The organism is Marinomonas sp., assembly GCF_039940335.1.
In the GTDB taxonomy this organism is placed as follows: domain Bacteria; phylum Pseudomonadota; class Gammaproteobacteria; order Pseudomonadales; family Marinomonadaceae; genus Marinomonas.
The window spans coordinates 1-18,994 of the sequence record NZ_JBDVGW010000005.1 but is presented as its reverse complement, the minus strand read 5'-3'; the positions used below and the strand labels follow the sequence as shown (position 1 = coordinate 18,994).

The window sequence follows — 18,994 nt, the reverse complement described above, 5'->3', positions numbered from 1 at the left end:
TCATAGTGCTATACCCCGGCAAGACGTTTGCCAGTTGTTTTGGAAAAAAGGTGTTGTTCTTGCTCAGGCCAAAGGATGTTGAGCTGTGCGCCTGTGCTTAAATGATGTTTACCCATCAGGGACAATTGAATGTCTTTAGCGCCTTGATAGGGGCCAGAGACAATGTCCACATTGATGACAGTGGTCGCGCCTTGATAATCACAGCTATTGATCGTGGCGGCATGGCCTGCCGAGTTCAGTTCGATATGTTCAGGGCGAATCCCAATGATGTGCTCCCCATGGGGAATCAGGTTCATGGGTGGATGACCGATAAACCGCGCAACAAACGTTGACTCTGGCTGTTGATAGAAGCTTTCAGGTGTACCTTGTTGTTCTACTTGTCCTTGGTTTAACAGTATGATCTTGTCGGCCATACTCATGGCTTCGATCTGATCGTGGGTGACATAAACTAGGGTTAGGCCGAGATTCTTTTGTAGCTGACGCAGCTCATTGCGCATTTCGTTCCGCAGCTTGGTGTCTAGGTTAGAAAGCGGCTCATCCATCAAACACAATGGCGCTTGTGAAGCGATGCTTCTAGCTAGCGCCACACGCTGGCATTGGCCACCAGAAAGCTGGCTGGGTTTCTTGTGGATATGTTCCTCAAGACCCACCAGCTCTATGGCATGCTTGAGTCGTTTAATCTGCTCTTGTTTATCCACCCGCCGTGCTTTCAAGCCAAACAAAATGTTTTCCTTCACGGTTAGGTGAGGGAATAGAGCATAGGACTGAAACACCATGGATAAGCCACGTTTGCCGGGTGGCAAGTGGGTGATGTTGTTATTTCCTAGATGAATTTCACCGCCACTAGGGGACTCCAGCCCTGCAATCATGTTTAAAGTGGTCGATTTACCACAACCGCTTGGCCCTAGTAGGGAGATGAATTCCCCTTGTTCGATAGAGAAACTAATATCATTGACGACGCAATGATTAGCGTATTCTTTGGTTAAGTTGGAAACCTTTAAAAAACTCATAATGCCCTCGCAGATGTGTTATCTGCCGTTGTAACTTTCACGTCATGGTGCTCGCATAATTGCATGAGCTCATGACAAATATGGTTGGTGAAAAACATATCGATATCTTTCAAATGGCTGCTTTTAACAGGCGCGCTGCGTTGGAATTTGTGCTGATCTGCCACTAAAAGACGTTGTTCACAGTTGTCCAAAATAGCTTGGGATAAGTGGGATTCTTCAGGTGAAAAATCGAGTAAATCACCCGTGCTGGAGATGCCTCCCACTCCGCAAATACCGTAGTTAACCTGAAACTTTCTGAGGTATTGAGTAGCGTCTTCACCGACTACGTCTTGGTCGGTGCCGCGTATGCGGCCACTGACCATATGAGTTTCGATATTAGGGTTTTCGCATAAGGCGATGGCGGCATTTAGGTTGTTGGTGATGACAGTTAAGCCCGGGTGATGAATCAGGTGACGGGCAATTTGCTCAGGAGTCGTGCCTATACCCAAAAATAGGCTGCAGCCTTCTGGCAAGTACGCCACTAACTGGCTGGCAATCTGCTTTTTCTCTTCTAGGTGAATAATTTGACGATTCGAAAAAGACAAGTTACTACGCTGTACTGGTAAGCAGATTCCCCCGTGGACGCGTTTTACCAATGCCAACTCGCTGAGCAGGTTCAACTCTTTTCGTATGGTCTGTACCGACACGTCAAAATGTTGTGTGAGCTCAGCACTGGACACCTTGCCTCCGTGGTTTTTGAGTAGCGCCAGAATCTCTTTTTGTCTTGTTGATAAGTTGTCTATCATTCGAAACCCTAATATGTATTTTTTCTATCGATCGAAATACTATTGGTTTCGTGTGAAGGTTTGTTGAACGATTTTTGACAGTTTTGTGTCGGTGGCCCGAAGGGCGGTTTGATGGGGTGTTAATCGATTAAAATAGAGTGATGGATTGTATGAAAAGAGAAATGCTAGAAAAATGAAGACACCTGAACGATTATGGCGCGTTCAGGTGAATATGGAAATTCAGGTTGGTCTGTTAGCTGGTGACTCTAGCAACAGCTTTGGCGCTCGGGTCGATCGCCCATTTTTTGTAATTTGGTTAAGTTCTCTTCGATAAACTCACTGTTACTCAGGCTCGTTTCTGTGATGACGTTAACTGCCCATTGGGGCAGTTGAGCGTTGATTTTGTAGTACACCCATTGGCCTTGGCGACGATCCGTCAGCAGGCCATCACGTCTTAATAATGCCAGATGTCTAGACACTTTTGGCTGAGTTTCATCCAATGCTGCCATGAGTTCACAAACACAGAGTTCTTGCTCTCTTTGTATCAACATAATAGAACGTAAGCGGGTTTCATCGGCAAGGCATTTGTAGAACTTGATAGGGTTAATGATCATTTTTTCTGTGTATATTCTTGTCAGTCAAAGGGTTAGGGCGTATCTAGACGATTGAGCCTCTAAAACAAAAAGTCGCCCTAAATCTAGCAGAAACTTAAGTGAAGGCATAGGTTTGTCTTTATTTTGAATAGGTAGTGTTAGCGTTTAATAGAGCGCTAAAATCTGCCAACGAAAGAGGGTCACTGAACAGGTAGCCTTGTAAGTAATCACATTCTAATGCGGCTAATAAATGTGCCACAGTGTCATTTTCAACCCCTTCTGCTACGACACTACAGTCTAAATTTTTAGCTAGGTAAACCGCAGATTTTACGATCGAATGGTTGATGTCGTTGGCGGTCATTTGGGTGACGAACGAGCGATCAACTTTAATCTGCTTAATTGGCAGCTCCCGTAATAGTGAAAAAGAGGAGAAACCTGTGCCAAAGTCATCAATGCTAAATTCAAAACCCATGGCATGGAATTTTTGCATCATGCTTTTAGTGGCTTGTAGGTTGGTCATCATGGCACTTTCAGTGACTTCAAAAACAAATTGCCCTGTCTGGATATGCTGTTTTTCCACCAACTTCGAGACATGCTGGAAAAACAAGCTGCTTTGCAGGTTTTGTGCTGAAAGGTTGATGTGCAGTGGGCCAGTTAAGCCCTGTGCGATAAGTTGCGCATAGTCTTTGACTGCTTGGTCCAGAACCCAAATGGTCACTTTATCAATCAATGTACTCTGTTCTGCGATCTTGATGAAAGTTTCTGAGTCGATAAAACTGCCATCTTGTTGTGGCCAGCGAATTAACGCCTCGGCACCATGAATGTGTTTATTGTTATCGACAATCGCTTGGTAGTGCAGTTCGAATTCGTGTTTGTCTATAGCTTGCTCAATGCGTGAAGAAATGGCCAGCCTTTCATTGACACCCTGACTTAAGTCTTTGTTGAATAGAGTAAAAGCAAGTCGTTTATTTTTAGAAACATACATGGCCATGTCGGCTTGCTTCATTAATTCATCGATATGTGAGGTGTTTTCAGGAAACAGGCTAATGCCCATGCTGATATAAACATTAATGTCGTAGCCCACCAGTTTGAACGGGTCCTTTAGAGCATCATGTACCATCTCGACTATTCTCATATAGTCGGATTTTTTAGCGGGTGGCGTAACAATGGCAAATTCGTCCCCTCCCAAACGTGACAAAAACGCGGACTGGGGAAGTATGCTGTTTACTCTCTTTGACACAGCCACTAACAGCTCATCGCCATAGTGATGGCCTAACGCATCGTTGACTTGCTTGAAGTTATTTAAGTCGATGGAGAGCAGGGCAAAATCTTTTTCTTGCTGCTGAAAGTACTGCATTTTCAGCAATAAGTATTTTCGGTTAGGTAGTCCTGTGAGGTTGTCATGCAGGGCGTTATGTCTTTCCTGTTCAGCCACTTGTTCGATTTTAATAATACTGTTTAGGCTCATATTGATGACGATACAGACGAAAAAACCACCGCCACACAATATCACCGAGAAGGCTTCATCTAGGCCACTTTCAACAGGGTGTTGGATTAAATAATATAAGGCTGCACTGTAGCCTAAGATAAAAAAGAGAATGAGAAAGGACAGAACTCGCCAACCAAAATGATGGTCTTCTTGGCAGATTTGTGACGCAGGTTTTAAACTGAATACAAGGGTAATAATACCCGTCAGCGTTAGAATTATTGACATCCAGTTCATTCTTTCACCTTAGTATTTTACATAAAGGGGTCTTTAGCCAGCAGCCTGTCACAGGCACAGTTTAGCGCTTTTGTACGATTTACTGAACGTCTTTTTGAATAGGGACTTGTTTTGCCAAGAGATAAAAAAACCTTACTGACTTAATCAGTAAGGTTTTGAAGGTGTTACCGTTTTGTTTCGCAAAGGTTAGGCGATGCGTTGCGCTTCGGTTGGTAGCATATCTTGCATTTGCTGAGCAATGTTACGCTGGTTGTAAAGCTCACCCACTAAGCGTGAGTAAGTCTCGGCAAAAGTAGCATTGTTGGCCAAATCACCAAAAATACTGCTCTGTTTCACAAAGGCTAAGATATCCTCTTGAGTGGCTGCTGCTGCGTTATGCAATGCCACTTTCATCTCGTCGACAATATCTAATGGTTCACCTGCTTGGTTCACACCTTTGTCTGAGTAATAACACCAAGCGGCCAGCACCAAGCTTGCTTGCTCAATACGTCCACCCTTAGCAAGGTTTTCCGTAATGGTCGAAATCAAGAACTTAGGCAGCTTAGAAGAGCTTTCTAGACAGATACGTGCCAAGTTATCTTTCACGTTCGGGTTACCAAAACGCTCAATCAAGGTGTCTTTGTATTGGTCTAGGTTAATGCCTGGCACCGGGTCTAATACAGGTGTTGCTTCCACATCCATAAATTGACGCAAGAAAGTCGCAAACAAAGGGTCTGCGATACAACCATCAATGGTTTCATGGCCGTGTAATGAGCCTAACAGCCCCAACACAGAATGCCCCGCATTTAGTAGACGAATTTTCATTGTCTCGTAAGGGGTTACGTCTTCTACAAACTGAGCCCCTACTTCTTCCCAAGCCGGACGGCCATTAGAGAACGTATCTTCAATGACCCATTGTGTGAAAGGTTCACAAACCACAGGCCAAGCATCCGTCACACCTTGCTCTTCAAGGGTTGTAATGTCCGCAAGGGTCGTAACAGGCGTGATACGATCCACCATAGCATTCGGGAAGCACACTTCCGTTGCGATCCACTGGGCAAGGTCTGCATCTTGTTGCTGAGCAAACGCCAGTACCATTTTGCGCGTCATATTACCGTTGTGCTGAATGTTGTCACAAGACTGAATGGTAAACGCAGGCAGGCCTATCACACGACGCGCTTTTAAAGCTGCGGTAAGGTAGCCGAATACAGTTCTTGGCTGATCTGGGTGAGTCAGATCATGCTGTACATCTGGATTGGTAAAATCGAAGTCACCCGTTGCAGGGTTAAAATTATAGCCACCCTCGGTAATGGTCAGGGAGACGATTTTTGTGTCCACATGGGCCATTTTATTAATGACAGCAGTTGGGTTATCGCAAGCCAACATGAAATCAATAATAGAGCCAATAACACGGTTTTCGACTTTACCGTCAGGGTGCTTAACCACCAAAGTGTACAAGTAATCTTGTTGCTTCAGTACGTCGGCAATTTTGCGGTCCCCTTCACGTAATCCAATCCCGCAAATGCCCCATTCAGTACTTCCAGTGGTTGCAAGTAATTGATCCGTATAAAAAGCCTCATGGGATCGATGGAAACCACCGACACCAATGTGAACGATACCTGCTTTTACCTGGCTACGGTTGTAGCTTGGGTAAGTCACCTCGGCAGGTAATTGTGTGAGGCTTGCTTGCTGTAATGTAATGGCTGTGTTCATCAGTGATTCTCTAAAAAATTACGCTTGTAAGGCTTTTTTACGACGCAATGCCCAGTAGGCTGCAACGAAGTACACAAGGGTGCAAATAAAGCCGTATAGGTAGAACGTATCACGGTTGTTTAAGTAGCTAGTCATGTCTGGGCTGGCGAACATGGTGATGCATGCCAACGCTAGTGTGATGCCTAGGCTTACCCAAGTGATAGTTTTCAGTGCTTTTGACAACAAAGAGGTGTCTTCAACAATCGGATCAACTTGTTGTGCTTGGTGCTCATGGTACTCTTCAACCAATTGATTTTGACGTTCCATTTCGGCTTGCTCTTGCGGGTAAGCCTTGTCAGCACCATAGCGTTTAGCAAGCAAGGTATAGACGACAATGGTCACAACCCAAGCAGGCAAGAAGAGGTAGTAGAAAGGGATAATGTTTAAGGCGTTAAGGCCAAAGCCAAATACTAGTCCAATGCCCCATGCAGCGACGGCTGGCGTGCTGTGAGTCAGTTTCTTATAGCTCACCCAGTAGCGACTAAAGCCAATTTTGGGAAAAATCATATGCTCGGCAAACACGATCGCACCTACAGGTACAACTAATAGCCCTGCATAGGTTAATAGCGGTAGCATTTTTCCGAATACGAATGGGAAACAGGCCACAATAACTGTCACTAGGCCCACAGTAAGGGTTGTTTGACGGCGAGTGTAACGGTGGAAAATGGCTTGTGCGGCAAGTCCTGCACGGTACAAGTTAGCGTTTGCTGTGGTCCAACCGGCAATAATCACGATAACAAAACCAGATAAACCAAGTGCTTGGAAAGCAACGTCGCCTGGGTCAAGTTCGATGATAGACTTTTTCACTAAAACTGCTGTGCCGGCTCCCATGATGCCTGCAGAGATCCAAGCAATGAAGTGGCCAAATAACATGCCAGAGCTGGTAGCTAAGCCGTAGATAGGCTTTTTAGCGTAGCGAAGCAGTGCCATATCGATCAGGCCAAAGTGCGTAATAGTGTTAGCAGCCCAAGCAAAACCAATCACCTCTAGCAAGCCAATGCCAGGCTCCCCATGGGCATTCACCCCTGTCCAAATGGATTGGTCTCCTATGGTTATAAAGTCTTTGATACTGCTTAACGTCGTGGTGCCTAACACCGAGTCGGCAAGAGCGGGCATCATCACAAGAGCCCCCGACCCGAACATGACAAACAACCATGGACCACAAATACTGGAAAACTCAGACACTGTTTTAAAGCCGTACATAGCAACGAATACCACTACAACCCCCACGGCTAATACCACCAAAACAAACCAAGGGTTTGTTGGGTACCAATTTAGCTGAGCTGGGATATTGAATAGATAACGTACCGCCGTACTGGAGACCGTAATCATGGCGGCGGATATCACCGTAAAGATGATAACGTTCGCCCAGTTATAGAGCTTGGTCATGGACTGGCCAGCGATCTTTTCAAGATAGGTATACAAGCTGAGTCGTGTTTGTGTCGCAATAGGCGCGGTAATAAGCGTCCAGCTCAAAATGGCTAGAATATTACCAATTAGCAAACCCAGTAAAATATCCATGGTTTTTGCACCAAGAGCCACGAAAGTAGCCCCGATGACAAATTCAGTTGCCGCAACATGCTCACCCGCGTAGAGACCGAGGAAGTGCTTCCATCCATGCTGTTTATGCTTAGCAATTGGCAGCTGTTCCTCGCTGACATTGTCTAGTTTTTCAAAACTCATCTTGTTATCTCGTTATTTTTGGATCAAGGGTTGGTTGGGAGAATCCCAAGCCGCCTAACACATTACGAACAGGCGACAGAATAAGCTGGTCTAAAAAGAAAGAGGCGCACAAGGACACAGGCGATCGAGCCGCCAACAGGAAGTTGATATAGGTGAGTGTCACTATCTTCATATGAAATCAGTTCTATATTTTGGTATTAGAACGCATATACAAGTGGTGAAATGCAGTGATGAATAACCAGAAGGCTAGACATAGTCGCGATTTTCGCCGCGCAGTTTTCATTCAGTCATACTGGCATTCATTGTTTAATTGAATAAAAAATGAACGCTTATGATTTGACCAGCTTAAAAATTCGGTGAACTTTACCAGCAGTTTTTGTGCTGTAAATCGTTTTTTGTGATGAAATGTGCATTAAATATGAACTTATATGGCGAAATACTGATCAATTTTAAAACAAATACATATTTGCTTTTTATTGGTATTTTGTTGATCATATCTCTTAATAAGTTTTTATTAATAGTTTTTGGCTATTTTGGTTTTTGAGCATTTAGTAGCCACTAATGGATATTGCCCGGCGTGTTAAATAAAAAGACAGGTTAGTGGTTTTTGATGGATACAAGACAAGAGATCGTTACTGAAATATAAAGTGGAAAAGGGGATTACGAAAAGTAGCCAATCTTTTTTGAAGTTTTTCACGTAACCTTAGTATCAGAAATGTAGGGGGCGATATACACCTCCACTATTCGTCATTGTAGGAGGCGGTATGATAACGGTACATCACTTAGAAAATTCACGTTCGCAACGTGTTGTGTGGCTATTAGAAGAACTCAGTCTGCAGTACGAAGTGGTGCAATATGAGCGAGACCCTCAAAGTGCTTCTGCACCAGAGTCCCTAAAGGCGATACACCCGTTAGGGAAGTCTCCTATCCTATGTGACGGTGATCTTGTGGTGGCTGAGTCGGGAGCCATTATCGAATACTTGCTGGATACCTACGACCCAGATTTTCAGCTTCGCCCATTTGCAGGGCAAGCTCTATTAGATTACCGCTACTGGCTGCATTTCGCCGAAGGCTCGCTCATGCCATTGTTGGTAATGAAGTTGGTATTAATGAAGGTGCCTGAAAATCCTATGCCATTCTTTATTAAACCCATTGCCAAGATGCTGATGACAAAGATTCAAGAAAACTTTATCTTACCGCGACTCGCGCCTCAATTAAGCTATATAGAAGCGAGATTGCAGCAGCATAAATGGTTGGCTGGGGATGCCTTTTCTGCGGCGGATATTCAAATGAGCTTTCCATTAATAGCGTCAAAATCCAGAGTAGACTTGTCGGCTTATCCATACATTTTGAACTACATCAAAGCATTAGAAGCCCAACCAGGTTTTATCAATGCCGTGAAAAAAGTGGGAGCTTTTAAAACATTATAGGCTCGGCCTAGCACTCATGATGACTTGATGAGTACTAGGCTTTGTTGATGAAGTAACTCTGTAATGGCCGCAGCAGTGAGTGGGTAAGACAAATAATAGCCTTGACCAAACTGACAGCCTGCTGTTTTTAAAATGTTCATTTGATCATTTGTTTCTATGCCTTCCGCGATGACTTGTAAGCCGAGTTTTTTCGCCATATCTATGATGGCCTCACATAGGGTTTGTTCACTGTTGTTCAGTTCAAGGCTTTTTACAAAGGATTGGTCAATCTTAATAAAATCAATATCAAATCGATTCAAATAAGCTAAAGACGAATAACCTGTCCCAAAGTCATCCAGTGCGACCTGTATTCCTTGGTCACGAAAAGCAAGCAGCTGGGTTGTGATGGCATCTTTATTGTGCATCAACATACTTTCAGTAATTTCGAGCGTTACAACATTCTCTGGGAAGGTTAGCTCATGCAGTAAATCGAACCACTCAACCATGATATTTGGCTCGTTCAAATATTGAGCGGGTGAGGTATTGATGCTAATCATGAGGTTTGGAGCAATACTATTACGCCAATCAGCAAGCTGAGCTATCGCGCTACGAAAGACAAAATCTCCTATTTCATTAATTAAGCCCGCTTCTTCAGCCATAGGAATGAAGACGGCGGGAGATATAAAGCCTTTTTTAGCGTGCTGCCAGCGAATTAATGCTTCTACTTTAATTATTTTGTGGCTCTGTAAATCAATGATAGGTTGATAGACCAAACTAAAATCGCGATTTTTAATCGCTGTACGCAAGTCAGAAATTAGCTCTATCCGATTCAATACATTGTCGTGTAACTCTTTAGTAAACCAGTGAAGTTGATTGCGTCCTAAATGTTTGGCAGCATACATAGCTTCATCTGCATACTTAATTAAACAGTCTGCATCGGTACAATGTAGAGGTAGTTGAGCAATACCAATACTTGCAGATAAAAAGATTCTTTCAGAACCAATTCTAAAAGGCTGACGCAAACAACTTAGTATACGCTGTGCAATGGCCTCAATAGTTGCTCGGTCGTTCACATTTTCAATGATAATAGTGAACTCATCACCACCTAAACGAGAAACCATACATAAATTTGGGAGACGATTTTGCATTCGACTAGTGGCCTGAATGAGCACTCTATCGCCTTCATCGTGACCATGAATATCATTTACTTCTTTAAAACGATCTAAATCTAGGTACAGGAGCGTTAGTGTTTCACCTTTATCTAGCGCTGAGGTGGCTTTTTTATCCAGTGCTGTTTTAAAGTTGTGTCGGTTAGGCAATTTGGTGAGTGAATCAAAATTTGCTTGCTGCCAAATCCTTTGCTCTGCATGACGGCTTTCGCCTAATGCCACGTCAAGTTTACGATTAGTGCGCATTACAAAGATTGCCAACATGGATAACGCGATGATGATGCAAGAGGTGACCGTCAATACAATATAGACAATGCTGTAGTCTTGCTTACTTGGTGGCGAATAAAAGAAATCCTCTGCCAAGGACGGCTGTTGAGTGAGACCCACATCAAAATAAGTGGCGGCCATGTTTGCCCAGCGCTCTTTGTTTATATAGCCTAACTGCACTAAATTTGGCTCTAAGAGTGGGTAAAGGGCGTTGGCTTCGAAGGTTAGGGCCGCTTTAGATAAGTAAGAGTCGTAATCTTTGATAATCCAATTAATAACGGTTGTTTGGTTCTCTAAGGCATATTGCCAACCTTTAACACTGGCTTTACGAAAGGTTTCTACACGATCCGCATGCTGGTCGATTTCCTTTTGACTAGTAAATAAATTGTCACCTAAAAAGTCTATACCTAATGATCTAGGTGTGAAAACTTTGTAAGGGTAGTGAATGGTCTCTAAATGAAAGGCGTCTAGAGGAGAGTCTACCCCTATGGCATCTATTTTTTCATCAATCAAATCTTGAATGTCAAAGGTATGCCTAACGATATTTAGCGAGCTGATGAGTATGCCGTTTTTCTTAAGGTAGGCCAGTAAAGCCGCTGAGTCAGGCTTAACCATAATGTCCTTATCATGCCAATCGTGCAAACTGAGAATATGATTGTTTACCAGTAGGGCTGAGGCGGTATGCTGAAAAATGGCGGCTAGCAAAACGACTGGGAAGCCTCTGTCTCTGGCAATCAGCAGGTCTTCGTCCCCGACACCATACTGAGCTCTGCCAGAAGCCACTTCTTCAACAACATTCTGTCCGAATTTTGCCGCTGCAATTTCCACATCCAGCCCTTCTTGCTGGTAATAACCTAGTTTTTTAGCTGCGTAGTAGCCTGCAAATTGGAATGAATGAGGGGCTTTAAGTTGTAAACGAATAGGCTCTAATTCATCTGCAAACAAGCTGGTTTGATAGAGGCCTAATACTAGTAACAATAGTTTACATGGATTACGCTTTACTGCTGCATTTATGCCCATATACAACCTCAGGATGACTAACGGATAGGAATAATTAAGAACTCTTTATTAATGGTTAATTTTCATGCAAAAGCTGAAAGTCTTGTGTGATGTTTCGTCCTGATTTGTAAGGCGAAAAAGACCGAAAACCTTTTAGAGTCATGTTTGTATTGTTTTGTGGTTATTATGTTAGCTAATTAAACCTAGATATTACTGCATGAAAAATTGGGCTTGTCTTGGCTCCATTAACGAACTCTAGAGGCATTTAGATATCTAAATCGAAGGTTGATAAAGTGCAATGAAAGCTGATTACTCTTCATATAGAAGTGTCAAAATCAAACCTAATTAATTGTTTTTATTTACTTTGACTTTAGTGCATGATGAAAGACACATGATGAAAGAAAACCAAACGCCTATAGATAAAAATGAAGGAGGGCGAATATGACATATGAAGGTCGTATTGATGCATTAGTCGCACCTAAGGGCGCACTAGAAATGCTGTCTCAAAATGAAATTTCCCGAATGTCCGAAAAATCCGGACCTTTAAATGATTTGTTCCGTCGCTGCGCACTAGCCATTTTAAATTGTGGTAGCGACTTGGATGATCCGCAAGCTGTCATGGATAAATATCAAGACTTCGGTATTCGGATCGTCCAGCAAGAGCGTGGCGTGAAACTAGAGCTTACCAATGCACCAGCCAGTGCCTTCGTGGACGGCAAAATGATTAGCAGCGTGCGTGAAATGCTGTTTAGTGTGCTGCGCGATATTATTTTTTCTTACCATGAATACAGCTTGGTGCGTAATGAGAAAGAAGCTAGCTCCGATGAAATCACCAATGTGGTTTTTGAATTGCTGAGAAATGCCAATGTGTTTCGTCGCATTCAAAGTCCAGATATGGTGGTGTGTTGGGGTGGTCACTCTATTGCCCGCCACGAGTACGACTATACGAAACGAGTCGGTCATGAGTTGGGCCTACGTGATTTGAATATCTGTACTGGCTGTGGCCCTGGTGCCATGAAAGGCCCCATGAAGGGAGCGGCTATCGCCCATGCCAAACAGCGCAATCGTAGTGGTGTGTATTTGGGTCTAACAGAACCAGGCATTATTGCTGCGGAATCTCCTAATCCTATCGTTAATCAGTTGGTCATCATGCCTGATATCGAGAAGCGACTAGAGGCCTTTGTACGCACAGGGCACGGTATAGTCGTGTTTCCTGGGGGGGCTGGTACAGCCGAGGAGATTCTCTACATTCTTGGCATACTGCTACACCCAAATAACGCCGATGTGCCTTTCCCGCTGGTATTCTCTGGGCCAAAAGAAAGTGCTGACTATTTTGAGCAGATTCATGCCTTCATTGGCGATGTACTAGGGGTTGAGGCGCAGAATAAATACCGCATCATTATTGATGATGAAGTGGAAGTGGCGCGTGTTATGAAGCAAGGCCTTGAAGAAGTACGCCAATACCGTAAATCGCAACAGGATGCGTTTTATTACAATTGGAAATTGTATATTCCTGAAGAGTTCCAGCACCCGTTTGAACCAACTCATGAAAAAATGCTTGAGCTGAATTTACATTTTGATCAAGAGACACATTTGTTGGCGGCGGATCTACGAAGGGCTTTCTCTTCGATTGTAGCGGGGAATGTTAAAGCTCAAGGTGTGGCTTACATTAAAAAGCATGGACCTTTCGAAATCCATGGGGACAGTGCTTTGCTCGCTAAATTAGACGCTCTCTTACAAGCTTTTGTAACTCAACAAAGAATGAAACTACCGGGCAGTGAATACACCCCTTGTTATAAAGTTTTAACAGATTAGTAAAGGTGAAACACAAAGGGCGCTGAGCGCCCTTTGTTGGCTTATGGCTTAACCAAAGACCGACCAGCCTTGGTCAGCAGAAAGGGCTTCTAAGGCCGCCATACCTGCTAAGGAATTGCCGGCTTTGTTTAGTTCTGGCGACCAGACACAAATGGAATAACGGTTCGGTACAATGGCAATAATTCCACCACCAACACCACTTTTACCCGGTAAACCAACGCGATAAGCAAAGTTACCTGCTTCATCATATAAACCACTGGTGGCTAATAAACCGTTAATTTGAGTGGTTTCTCTAGCGCTTAAAATGCTATCTCCAGTGTGAGGGGAAACCCCCTTGTTAGCCAGAAAACTAAAAGCCTTGGCTAAATCCACGCAGCTCATTTTCATGGCACAGTTGTCAAAATAGTTGTGCAAGACGCTTTCAACATCGTTATCGAAATTGCCAAAGGCCTTCATTAAATACGCCATGGAAGCATTGCGAGCCCGAAACTCGTATTCAGAATCAGAAACAATTTTATCCGAGTGTAAGTTTGGGTTGTTTGCTAGGCGACGGATAAAGCCGCGCATCGCATAATGAGGTGTAGCGAAACGAGACTGAATCATATCGCTGACCACTAAGGCGCCAGCATTTATGAAAGGGTTACGAGGTATGCCTGCTTCGTATTCGAGTTGTACTAAGGAGTTAAATGGGTTGCCTGAAGGTTCACGCCCCACTCGTTGCCACATACTTTCGCCATAATGTTTAATGGCTAGCGTTAAGCTAAACACCTTCGAAATACTTTGAATAGAAAAAGGCGTATCCGCTTGACCTGCTTGATACAGAGAGCCATCGTGACCGTAGATCGCGATGCCAAACTGGTTGCCATCAACACTCGATAAAGCAGGGATATAGTCCGCCACTTTACCCTTGCCTATAAGTGGCTTAACTCTTTGTTCTATAGATTGAAGTAGTGCTTGCACGATGCGCTCATCTAGCCGAGTAAAAAAGAGCGCTTAGTATAGGCATAGAGAATACAAAGCCAAAATGTTTTTTGACGGCTTATGACTAATGAGGAGAGTAAATAAGCCTCCTATGATTTGGAGGCTTATTAGCGGTGAACCAATGCTAGTCTTGCTGTTGAATATGTTCTATGTGGCGCAGTATCAATTGGCCTGAGATGGTTGCTGGGTTGGGTATATGCGGCAAGTCATCGAGAGGGTACCAGTCGGCTTCGTCAATCTCACCGGGGGCGGGCTGAATCTCACCACTCTCGTAGTCCGCGAAAAATCCCACCATAAGCTGGTGAGGAAAAGACCACGGCTGGCTGTCCACATAACGTATATTTTTCACCTTCAGCCCAACTTCTTCTTGTACTTCTCGGGCCACGGCTTGCTCTAAGGTTTCACCTGCTTCGACAAAACCTGCGATGTTACTGAATTTGCCTTTTGGGGCGTGTAAGCCGCGGGCAAGCAAGACGCTATTGCCTTTACGAATGGACACTATGATACAGGGGGATATTCTTGGGTAATGGCGCAAGTTGCAACTTGGACAAATCTTGGTGTGCTCCCGTGGGTGCTTTTTGTCCATTTTAGTACCACAGCGGCCGCAAAACTTATGGTCTTTGTCCCAGGTGGCTAGCTGGTGAGCACGGCTGAGTAGTAGATATTGGTCATTATCTTGAGTAAAGAGTAATTCTCTTAAGTCTGCTTCAATAAAGCCTTTTGGCAAGTTGGTGAAGCTGCACACAAAAACATCTTGCCCTTGCCACTGACCGCAGAAAACCGCACTCATCGATGCGTCGGGCTGAAACTCGGCAAGCTTGAAGAGGTAGCGTTTGTCCGCTTCAACGAGAACTTGATTGCGATGCAGCAGTATAAATAAGGCATCAGGGTGCGGAGTAGGGTGGAGTTGAGTGCCAATTTCTAACATGTTTGTGCTCTGTTGCGATCTTGAAAAGATAACGCTAACGCTATCTTCTTCAAGACGCAACATACTCTGGCATTAACACATGGATTTTATTGCCAATCTAGAATGACTTTACCAGACTGCCCCGACGCCATGGTGTCAAAGCCTTGTTGGAAATCATCAACTGAAAAATGGTGAGTAATGATAGGGCTAATGTCTAAGCCTGATTGCAGCATAGCGACCATCTTATACCAAGTCTCGTACATTTCACGGCCATAAATACCTTTGATAATTAAGCCTTTGAAGATTACCTGATTCCAATCGATCGATGTGTCTTTGCTAGGAATACCCAACATGGCAATTTTGCCTCCATGGTTCATGTTTTCCAGCATGGACTCAAAGGCCATCGCATTGCCTGACATTTCTAATCCCACGTCAAAGCCTTCGTGCATATTAAGTTCTGTCATGACGTCTTTTAGGGATTCGGTTTGGACATTGACAGTTCTTGTGGCGCCCATGGATTTGGCGAGGGCTAGGCGATAGTCGTTTACATCGGTAATGACCACATTGCGCGCGCCCACATGCTTGGCAATGGCCGCAGCCATGGCACCAATTGGACCTGCTCCTGTTATCAGTACATCTTCACCAATAAGGTCGAAAGAGAGAGCTGTGTGAGCGGCATTACCAAAGGGGTCGAAGATCGCCGCCATGTCATCACTGATGTCATTAGGAATCTTGAAGGCATTGCTGGCAGGAATCACGAGATATTCCGAAAAAGCCCCGCTACGATTTACCCCAACACCTATGGTTTCTCGACATAAATGACGACGACCAGCACGACAATTACGGCAGTGACCACAGGTAATATGACCTTCACCCGACACACGATCGCCAATTTCAAAGCCTGAAACCTCAGGGCCGATTTGCGCAATTTCTCCAACAAATTCGTGCCCAATCGCCATGGGGACTGGAATGGTTTTCTGTGCCCAATCGTCCCAATGGTAGATGTGCATGTCGGTACCACAAATAGCCGTTTTACGAATTTTGATGACCACATCGTTATGGCCGCATTCTGGTGCTTCTGCTTCGGTCATCCAGATGCCTGGTTGTGCGTGAGTTTTGGCTAATGTTTTCATCTGAACCTCTTAAATAATACCTAGGTTTTTACCGACTTTTGCAAAAGCGGCAATGGCTGTGTCGAGCTGTTCTATAGTCAGAGTTGCTGACATCTGGGTGCGAATTCTTGCTTTGCCCATGGGGACTACGGGGTAAGAAAAACCGGTCACAAATACGCCTTCTTGGAAAAGGGCGTTGGCCATGTCTTGAGCCAGTTTAGCATCGCCCAGCATAACCGGAATGATAGGGTGGTCGCCGGGCACGAGCTCAAAGCCAAGCGCACTCATCTTTTCTCTAAAATATTGACTGTTGGTTCTGAGTTGTTGACGCGCTTCGCCACTTTGTTTTAAAGATTCCAAAATGTATAAGCTGGTGGCGGTAATCATTGGCGCTAACGCATTAGAGAACAGATACGGACGCGAACGCTGACGTAGCCAATCAATAATAGGTTTTGCTCCGCTGGTGTAACCACCAGACGCGCCACCTAGCGCTTTGCCCAAGGTGCCAGTAATAATGTCGACACGACCTAATACTTGGCAATACTCGTGGCTGCCTCGACCGTTTTCTCCCAGAAAGCCTACTGCATGGGAATCATCCACCATCACTAGGGCGTCGTACTTATCCGCCAGATCACAGATGGATTTTAGGTCAGCAATAATGCCGTCCATGGAAAATACTCCATCGGTCACGATTAACTTGGTTCTGGCACCATCGCTATCGGCTTGTTGCAAAGTCGCCTCAAGTTCTGCCATATCGTTGTTGGCGTAGCGGTAGCGCTTGGCTTTACATAGGCGCACGCCGTCTATAATGCTGGCATGGTTAAGGGCATCACTGATGATGGCATCTTCTTTGTCCAATAAGGTTTCGAAGAGTCCACCATTCGCATCAAAGCAAGAAGAGTAGAGGATGGTGTCATCCATCTGTAAAAACTCACTGAGGCTCTTTTCTAATGCGGTATGAGTGTTTTGTGTCCCACAGATAAAGCGTACCGAAGCCATACCATAGCCATACTCATCTAAGGCTTGGTGGGCCGCATGAGTAACGCCCTGATCATTGGCAAGGCCAAGATAGTTATTTGCACATAAATTAATAAGCGGCTGGCCATCTTGGGTGGTGATTAGGCTGGATTGTGAAGAGGTAAGAGGGCGCTCTGTTTTAAACAGGCCTTGGCTATCAAGTTGGTTTAAATTGGTTTCAAGCTGCTGATAAAAAGATGACTTACTCATGGCGACCTCTACGTTTAATAATAAGTGGTTAATGTCTTAAGTTTGAGTGTAGAAGGGATTGTGGTTTGGTTGTAGAGGCAGTGACCTAGTAAAACGACCATAACAGTTGTCCTTGTTTATTGGTTAATGTTAAGGCTCTCTTGGCTGTTCATGTGGGGCGTGTGTCGCGTAGAATGAAGCTATTGAAATTAAAGAGAGATAAATATGTCGTCAAAAATCATGTATGGAATCGTCACTGGTGCACTATGTGCTAGCGCAGCAGTGCAAGCACAAGATTATTTACCTGTGTTGCAATATCACCATGTGGGCGAGAGTACGCCATTTTCGACGTCAGTCACGCCAGAGCAATTTACCGAGCAAATGGACTACCTAAAAACGGCAGGCTTTCAGGTTGTTGATCTATACCAAGCGCTAGAAGCTTTAAAAGCTCATAAAGCTCTACCAGAAAAAGCTGTCGCCATTACCTTTGATGACGCCTACCGTAATATTTATTTGGCAGGCTTTCCTATCATGAAGGAGCGCGGCTTCCCTTTCACTGTGTTTATTAATACTCAGCCAGTGGAGCAATCTAATCGCCATTTTCTTACTTGGCAACAGATGAAAGAAATGGAAAGCGCAGGCGGTGTATTTGCCAATCATACGGTGAGCCATCCTTATATGTTGCGTAAGTTAGAAGGGGAGTCGGATGAGGCTTGGCTGCAACGTATGACAGATGAAGTGGATGCAGTCGAGACTTTGTTGAATAAACATCTTGGTCATTCACCTAAAATGTTGGCTTATCCGTACGGCGAATCAAATGGAACGATTCGGGACTTGATGAAGCAACGAGGTATTATGGCCTTTGGTCAGCAGTCCGGTGTTGTGAGTGCTGATTCAGATTTTGAAAACTTGCCGCGCTTCCCTGCCTCAGGGAATTACGCCAAGTTATCGACATTAAAAACCAAGCTGAACGCTAAGCCAATGCCATTGCTTGAAGCACAACGCGGAGGCGATTTTGCGACCGATCAGCCCGTCTCACTCAAGCTAACGTTTAAAGAAGGTAAATACCGCTTTAAAGATTTGACCTGTTACGTATCAGGCCAAGGTAAAGCGACGCTAGATTGGGTAACAGATAATGAAGTAGTGGCAACGGCAATGAAGCCTTTTCCTGTTGGACGCGGTCGCATTAACTGCACTATGCCTGATTATTCTGGCCAGCATTATTACTGGTATTCCAATGTCTGGATACGTACGTCTGCAGAACTGGGCTATGTAAGTGAAAAAAGTTAAAAATTTTTAAAAAAAATGTTGCACTGAAATTTCAAATCAGTAATATACACCTCGCTCGCAACGGAGGGGTGGCAGAGCGGTTTAATGCACCAGTCTTGAAAACTGGCGTAGGTTAATAGCCTACCGAGAGTTCGAATCTCTCCTCCTCCGCCATCTTCCTTAAAGGAAGTTTGTTGCGAACAAGATAAAATTAGTTCCTCGATAGCTCAGTTGGTAGAGCAAATGACTGTTAATCATTGGGTCACTGGTTCGAGTCCAGTTCGAGGAGCCATCGGAGTATAGCGCAGTCTGGTAGCGCGCCTGCTTTGGGAGCAGGATGTCGGGGGTTCGAATCC

General features: G+C 44.5%; 14 protein-coding genes and 2 tRNA genes. 5 read left to right on the top strand and 11 right to left on the bottom strand.

Annotated elements, in window-relative coordinates; translation table 11 throughout:
• Window positions 1-8: 8 nt before the first annotated feature.
• From ABJF92_RS02105 to ABJF92_RS02080, 6 genes are all read right to left on the bottom strand, one after another.
• Entirely contained in the window at window positions 9-1,010 is a 1,002-nt protein-coding gene (locus ABJF92_RS02105) for an ABC transporter ATP-binding protein (RefSeq protein ID WP_446814198.1), read from the bottom strand.
• Entirely contained in the window at window positions 1,007-1,795 is a 789-nt protein-coding gene (locus ABJF92_RS02100) for a DeoR/GlpR family DNA-binding transcription regulator (protein WP_446814197.1), read from the bottom strand. The genes ABJF92_RS02105 and ABJF92_RS02100 overlap by 4 nt, the downstream gene beginning before the upstream one ends.
• A 245-nt stretch (window positions 1,796-2,040) precedes the next feature.
• Window positions 2,041-2,388: a metalloregulator ArsR/SmtB family transcription factor gene (locus tag ABJF92_RS02095; protein ID WP_446814196.1), complete on the bottom strand. Its 348-nt coding sequence runs from the start codon at window positions 2,386-2,388 to the stop codon at window positions 2,041-2,043.
• 118 nt (window positions 2,389-2,506) lie between these two features.
• Complete coding sequence (locus ABJF92_RS02090; protein WP_446814195.1) at window positions 2,507-4,090, bottom strand: putative bifunctional diguanylate cyclase/phosphodiesterase; 1,584 nt, start codon at window positions 4,088-4,090, stop codon at window positions 2,507-2,509.
• Between the two features lie 186 nt (window positions 4,091-4,276).
• Entirely contained in the window at window positions 4,277-5,782 is a 1,506-nt protein-coding gene (locus ABJF92_RS02085; RefSeq protein ID WP_446814194.1) for a mannitol dehydrogenase family protein, read from the bottom strand.
• 18 nt (window positions 5,783-5,800) lie between these two features.
• A complete protein-coding gene (locus ABJF92_RS02080; protein WP_446814193.1) occupies window positions 5,801-7,504 on the bottom strand; it encodes a purine-cytosine permease family protein in 1,704 nt (567 codons plus the stop codon).
• A gap of 764 nt (window positions 7,505-8,268) precedes the next feature.
• Here ABJF92_RS02080 and ABJF92_RS02075 point away from each other — a divergent pair.
• Window positions 8,269-8,934 carry a glutathione S-transferase gene (locus ABJF92_RS02075; protein ID WP_446814192.1) on the top strand — a complete coding sequence of 222 codons (666 nt, stop codon included), beginning with the start codon at window positions 8,269-8,271 and terminating at the stop codon, window positions 8,932-8,934.
• A 14-nt stretch (window positions 8,935-8,948) separates the two neighbouring features.
• Here ABJF92_RS02075 and ABJF92_RS02070 read toward each other — a convergent pair whose 3' ends face one another.
• Window positions 8,949-11,369, bottom strand: a complete 2,421-nt coding sequence (locus tag ABJF92_RS02070) for an EAL domain-containing protein (RefSeq protein WP_446814191.1) — start codon at window positions 11,367-11,369, stop codon at window positions 8,949-8,951.
• A gap of 420 nt (window positions 11,370-11,789) precedes the next feature.
• Here ABJF92_RS02070 and ppnN point away from each other — a divergent pair, with 420 nt between their 5' ends.
• On the top strand, window positions 11,790-13,163 hold the full coding sequence (gene ppnN / locus ABJF92_RS02065; RefSeq protein ID WP_446814190.1) for a nucleotide 5'-monophosphate nucleosidase PpnN: 1,374 nt from the start codon (window positions 11,790-11,792) through the stop codon (window positions 13,161-13,163).
• A gap of 48 nt (window positions 13,164-13,211) precedes the next feature.
• Here ppnN and glsB read toward each other — a convergent pair whose 3' ends face one another.
• The 4 genes from glsB to ABJF92_RS02045 form a co-directional block, all read right to left on the bottom strand.
• Complete coding sequence (glsB, locus tag ABJF92_RS02060; protein WP_446814189.1) at window positions 13,212-14,123, bottom strand: glutaminase B; 912 nt, start codon at window positions 14,121-14,123, stop codon at window positions 13,212-13,214.
• Window positions 14,124-14,268: 145 nt separating this feature from the next.
• Window positions 14,269-15,072 carry an NAD(+) diphosphatase gene (nudC, locus tag ABJF92_RS02055; RefSeq protein WP_446814188.1) on the bottom strand — a complete coding sequence of 268 codons (804 nt, stop codon included), beginning with the start codon at window positions 15,070-15,072 and terminating at the stop codon, window positions 14,269-14,271.
• A gap of 86 nt (window positions 15,073-15,158) precedes the next feature.
• On the bottom strand, window positions 15,159-16,184 hold the full coding sequence (gene tdh / locus ABJF92_RS02050) for an L-threonine 3-dehydrogenase (RefSeq protein ID WP_446814187.1): 1,026 nt from the start codon (window positions 16,182-16,184) through the stop codon (window positions 15,159-15,161).
• 9 nt (window positions 16,185-16,193) lie between these two features.
• Entirely contained in the window at window positions 16,194-17,390 is a 1,197-nt protein-coding gene (locus ABJF92_RS02045) for a glycine C-acetyltransferase (protein ID WP_446814186.1), read from the bottom strand.
• Between the two features lie 204 nt (window positions 17,391-17,594).
• Here ABJF92_RS02045 and ABJF92_RS02040 point away from each other — a divergent pair, with 204 nt between their 5' ends.
• The 3 genes from ABJF92_RS02040 (at window position 17,595) to ABJF92_RS02030 (ending at window position 18,930) form a co-directional block, all read left to right on the top strand.
• Entirely contained in the window at window positions 17,595-18,659 is a 1,065-nt protein-coding gene (locus tag ABJF92_RS02040) for a polysaccharide deacetylase family protein (RefSeq protein WP_446814185.1), read from the top strand.
• Window positions 18,660-18,721: 62 nt separating this feature from the next.
• Window positions 18,722-18,812, top strand: a tRNA-Ser gene (locus tag ABJF92_RS02035).
• A 42-nt stretch (window positions 18,813-18,854) separates the two neighbouring features.
• Window positions 18,855-18,930, top strand: a tRNA-Asn gene (locus ABJF92_RS02030).
• Window positions 18,931-18,994: the final 64 nt, after the last annotated feature.

What these genes read in the sequence shown, in the direction of transcription:
- ABJF92_RS02105 (WP_446814198.1), bottom strand. Translation starts at nt 1,010, where the DNA reads ATGAGTTTTTTAAAGGTTTCCAACTTAACCAAAGAATACGCTAATCAT.
- ABJF92_RS02100 (WP_446814197.1), bottom strand. Translation starts at nt 1,795, where the DNA reads ATGATAGACAACTTATCAACAAGACAAAAAGAGATTCTGGCGCTACTC.
- ABJF92_RS02095 (WP_446814196.1), bottom strand. Translation starts at nt 2,388, where the DNA reads ATGATCATTAACCCTATCAAGTTCTACAAATGCCTTGCCGATGAAACC.
- ABJF92_RS02090 (WP_446814195.1), bottom strand. Translation starts at nt 4,090, where the DNA reads ATGAACTGGATGTCAATAATTCTAACGCTGACGGGTATTATTACCCTT.
- ABJF92_RS02085 (WP_446814194.1), bottom strand. Translation starts at nt 5,782, where the DNA reads ATGAACACAGCCATTACATTACAGCAAGCAAGCCTCACACAATTACCT.
- ABJF92_RS02080 (WP_446814193.1), bottom strand. Translation starts at nt 7,504, where the DNA reads ATGAGTTTTGAAAAACTAGACAATGTCAGCGAGGAACAGCTGCCAATT.
- ABJF92_RS02075 (WP_446814192.1), top strand. Translation starts at nt 8,269, where the DNA reads ATGATAACGGTACATCACTTAGAAAATTCACGTTCGCAACGTGTTGTG.
- ABJF92_RS02070 (WP_446814191.1), bottom strand. Translation starts at nt 11,369, where the DNA reads ATGGGCATAAATGCAGCAGTAAAGCGTAATCCATGTAAACTATTGTTA.
- ppnN (WP_446814190.1), top strand. Translation starts at nt 11,790, where the DNA reads ATGACATATGAAGGTCGTATTGATGCATTAGTCGCACCTAAGGGCGCA.
- nudC (WP_446814188.1), bottom strand. Translation starts at nt 15,072, where the DNA reads ATGTTAGAAATTGGCACTCAACTCCACCCTACTCCGCACCCTGATGCC.
- tdh (WP_446814187.1), bottom strand. Translation starts at nt 16,184, where the DNA reads ATGAAAACATTAGCCAAAACTCACGCACAACCAGGCATCTGGATGACC.
- ABJF92_RS02045 (WP_446814186.1), bottom strand. Translation starts at nt 17,390, where the DNA reads ATGAGTAAGTCATCTTTTTATCAGCAGCTTGAAACCAATTTAAACCAA.
- ABJF92_RS02040 (WP_446814185.1), top strand. Translation starts at nt 17,595, where the DNA reads ATGTCGTCAAAAATCATGTATGGAATCGTCACTGGTGCACTATGTGCT.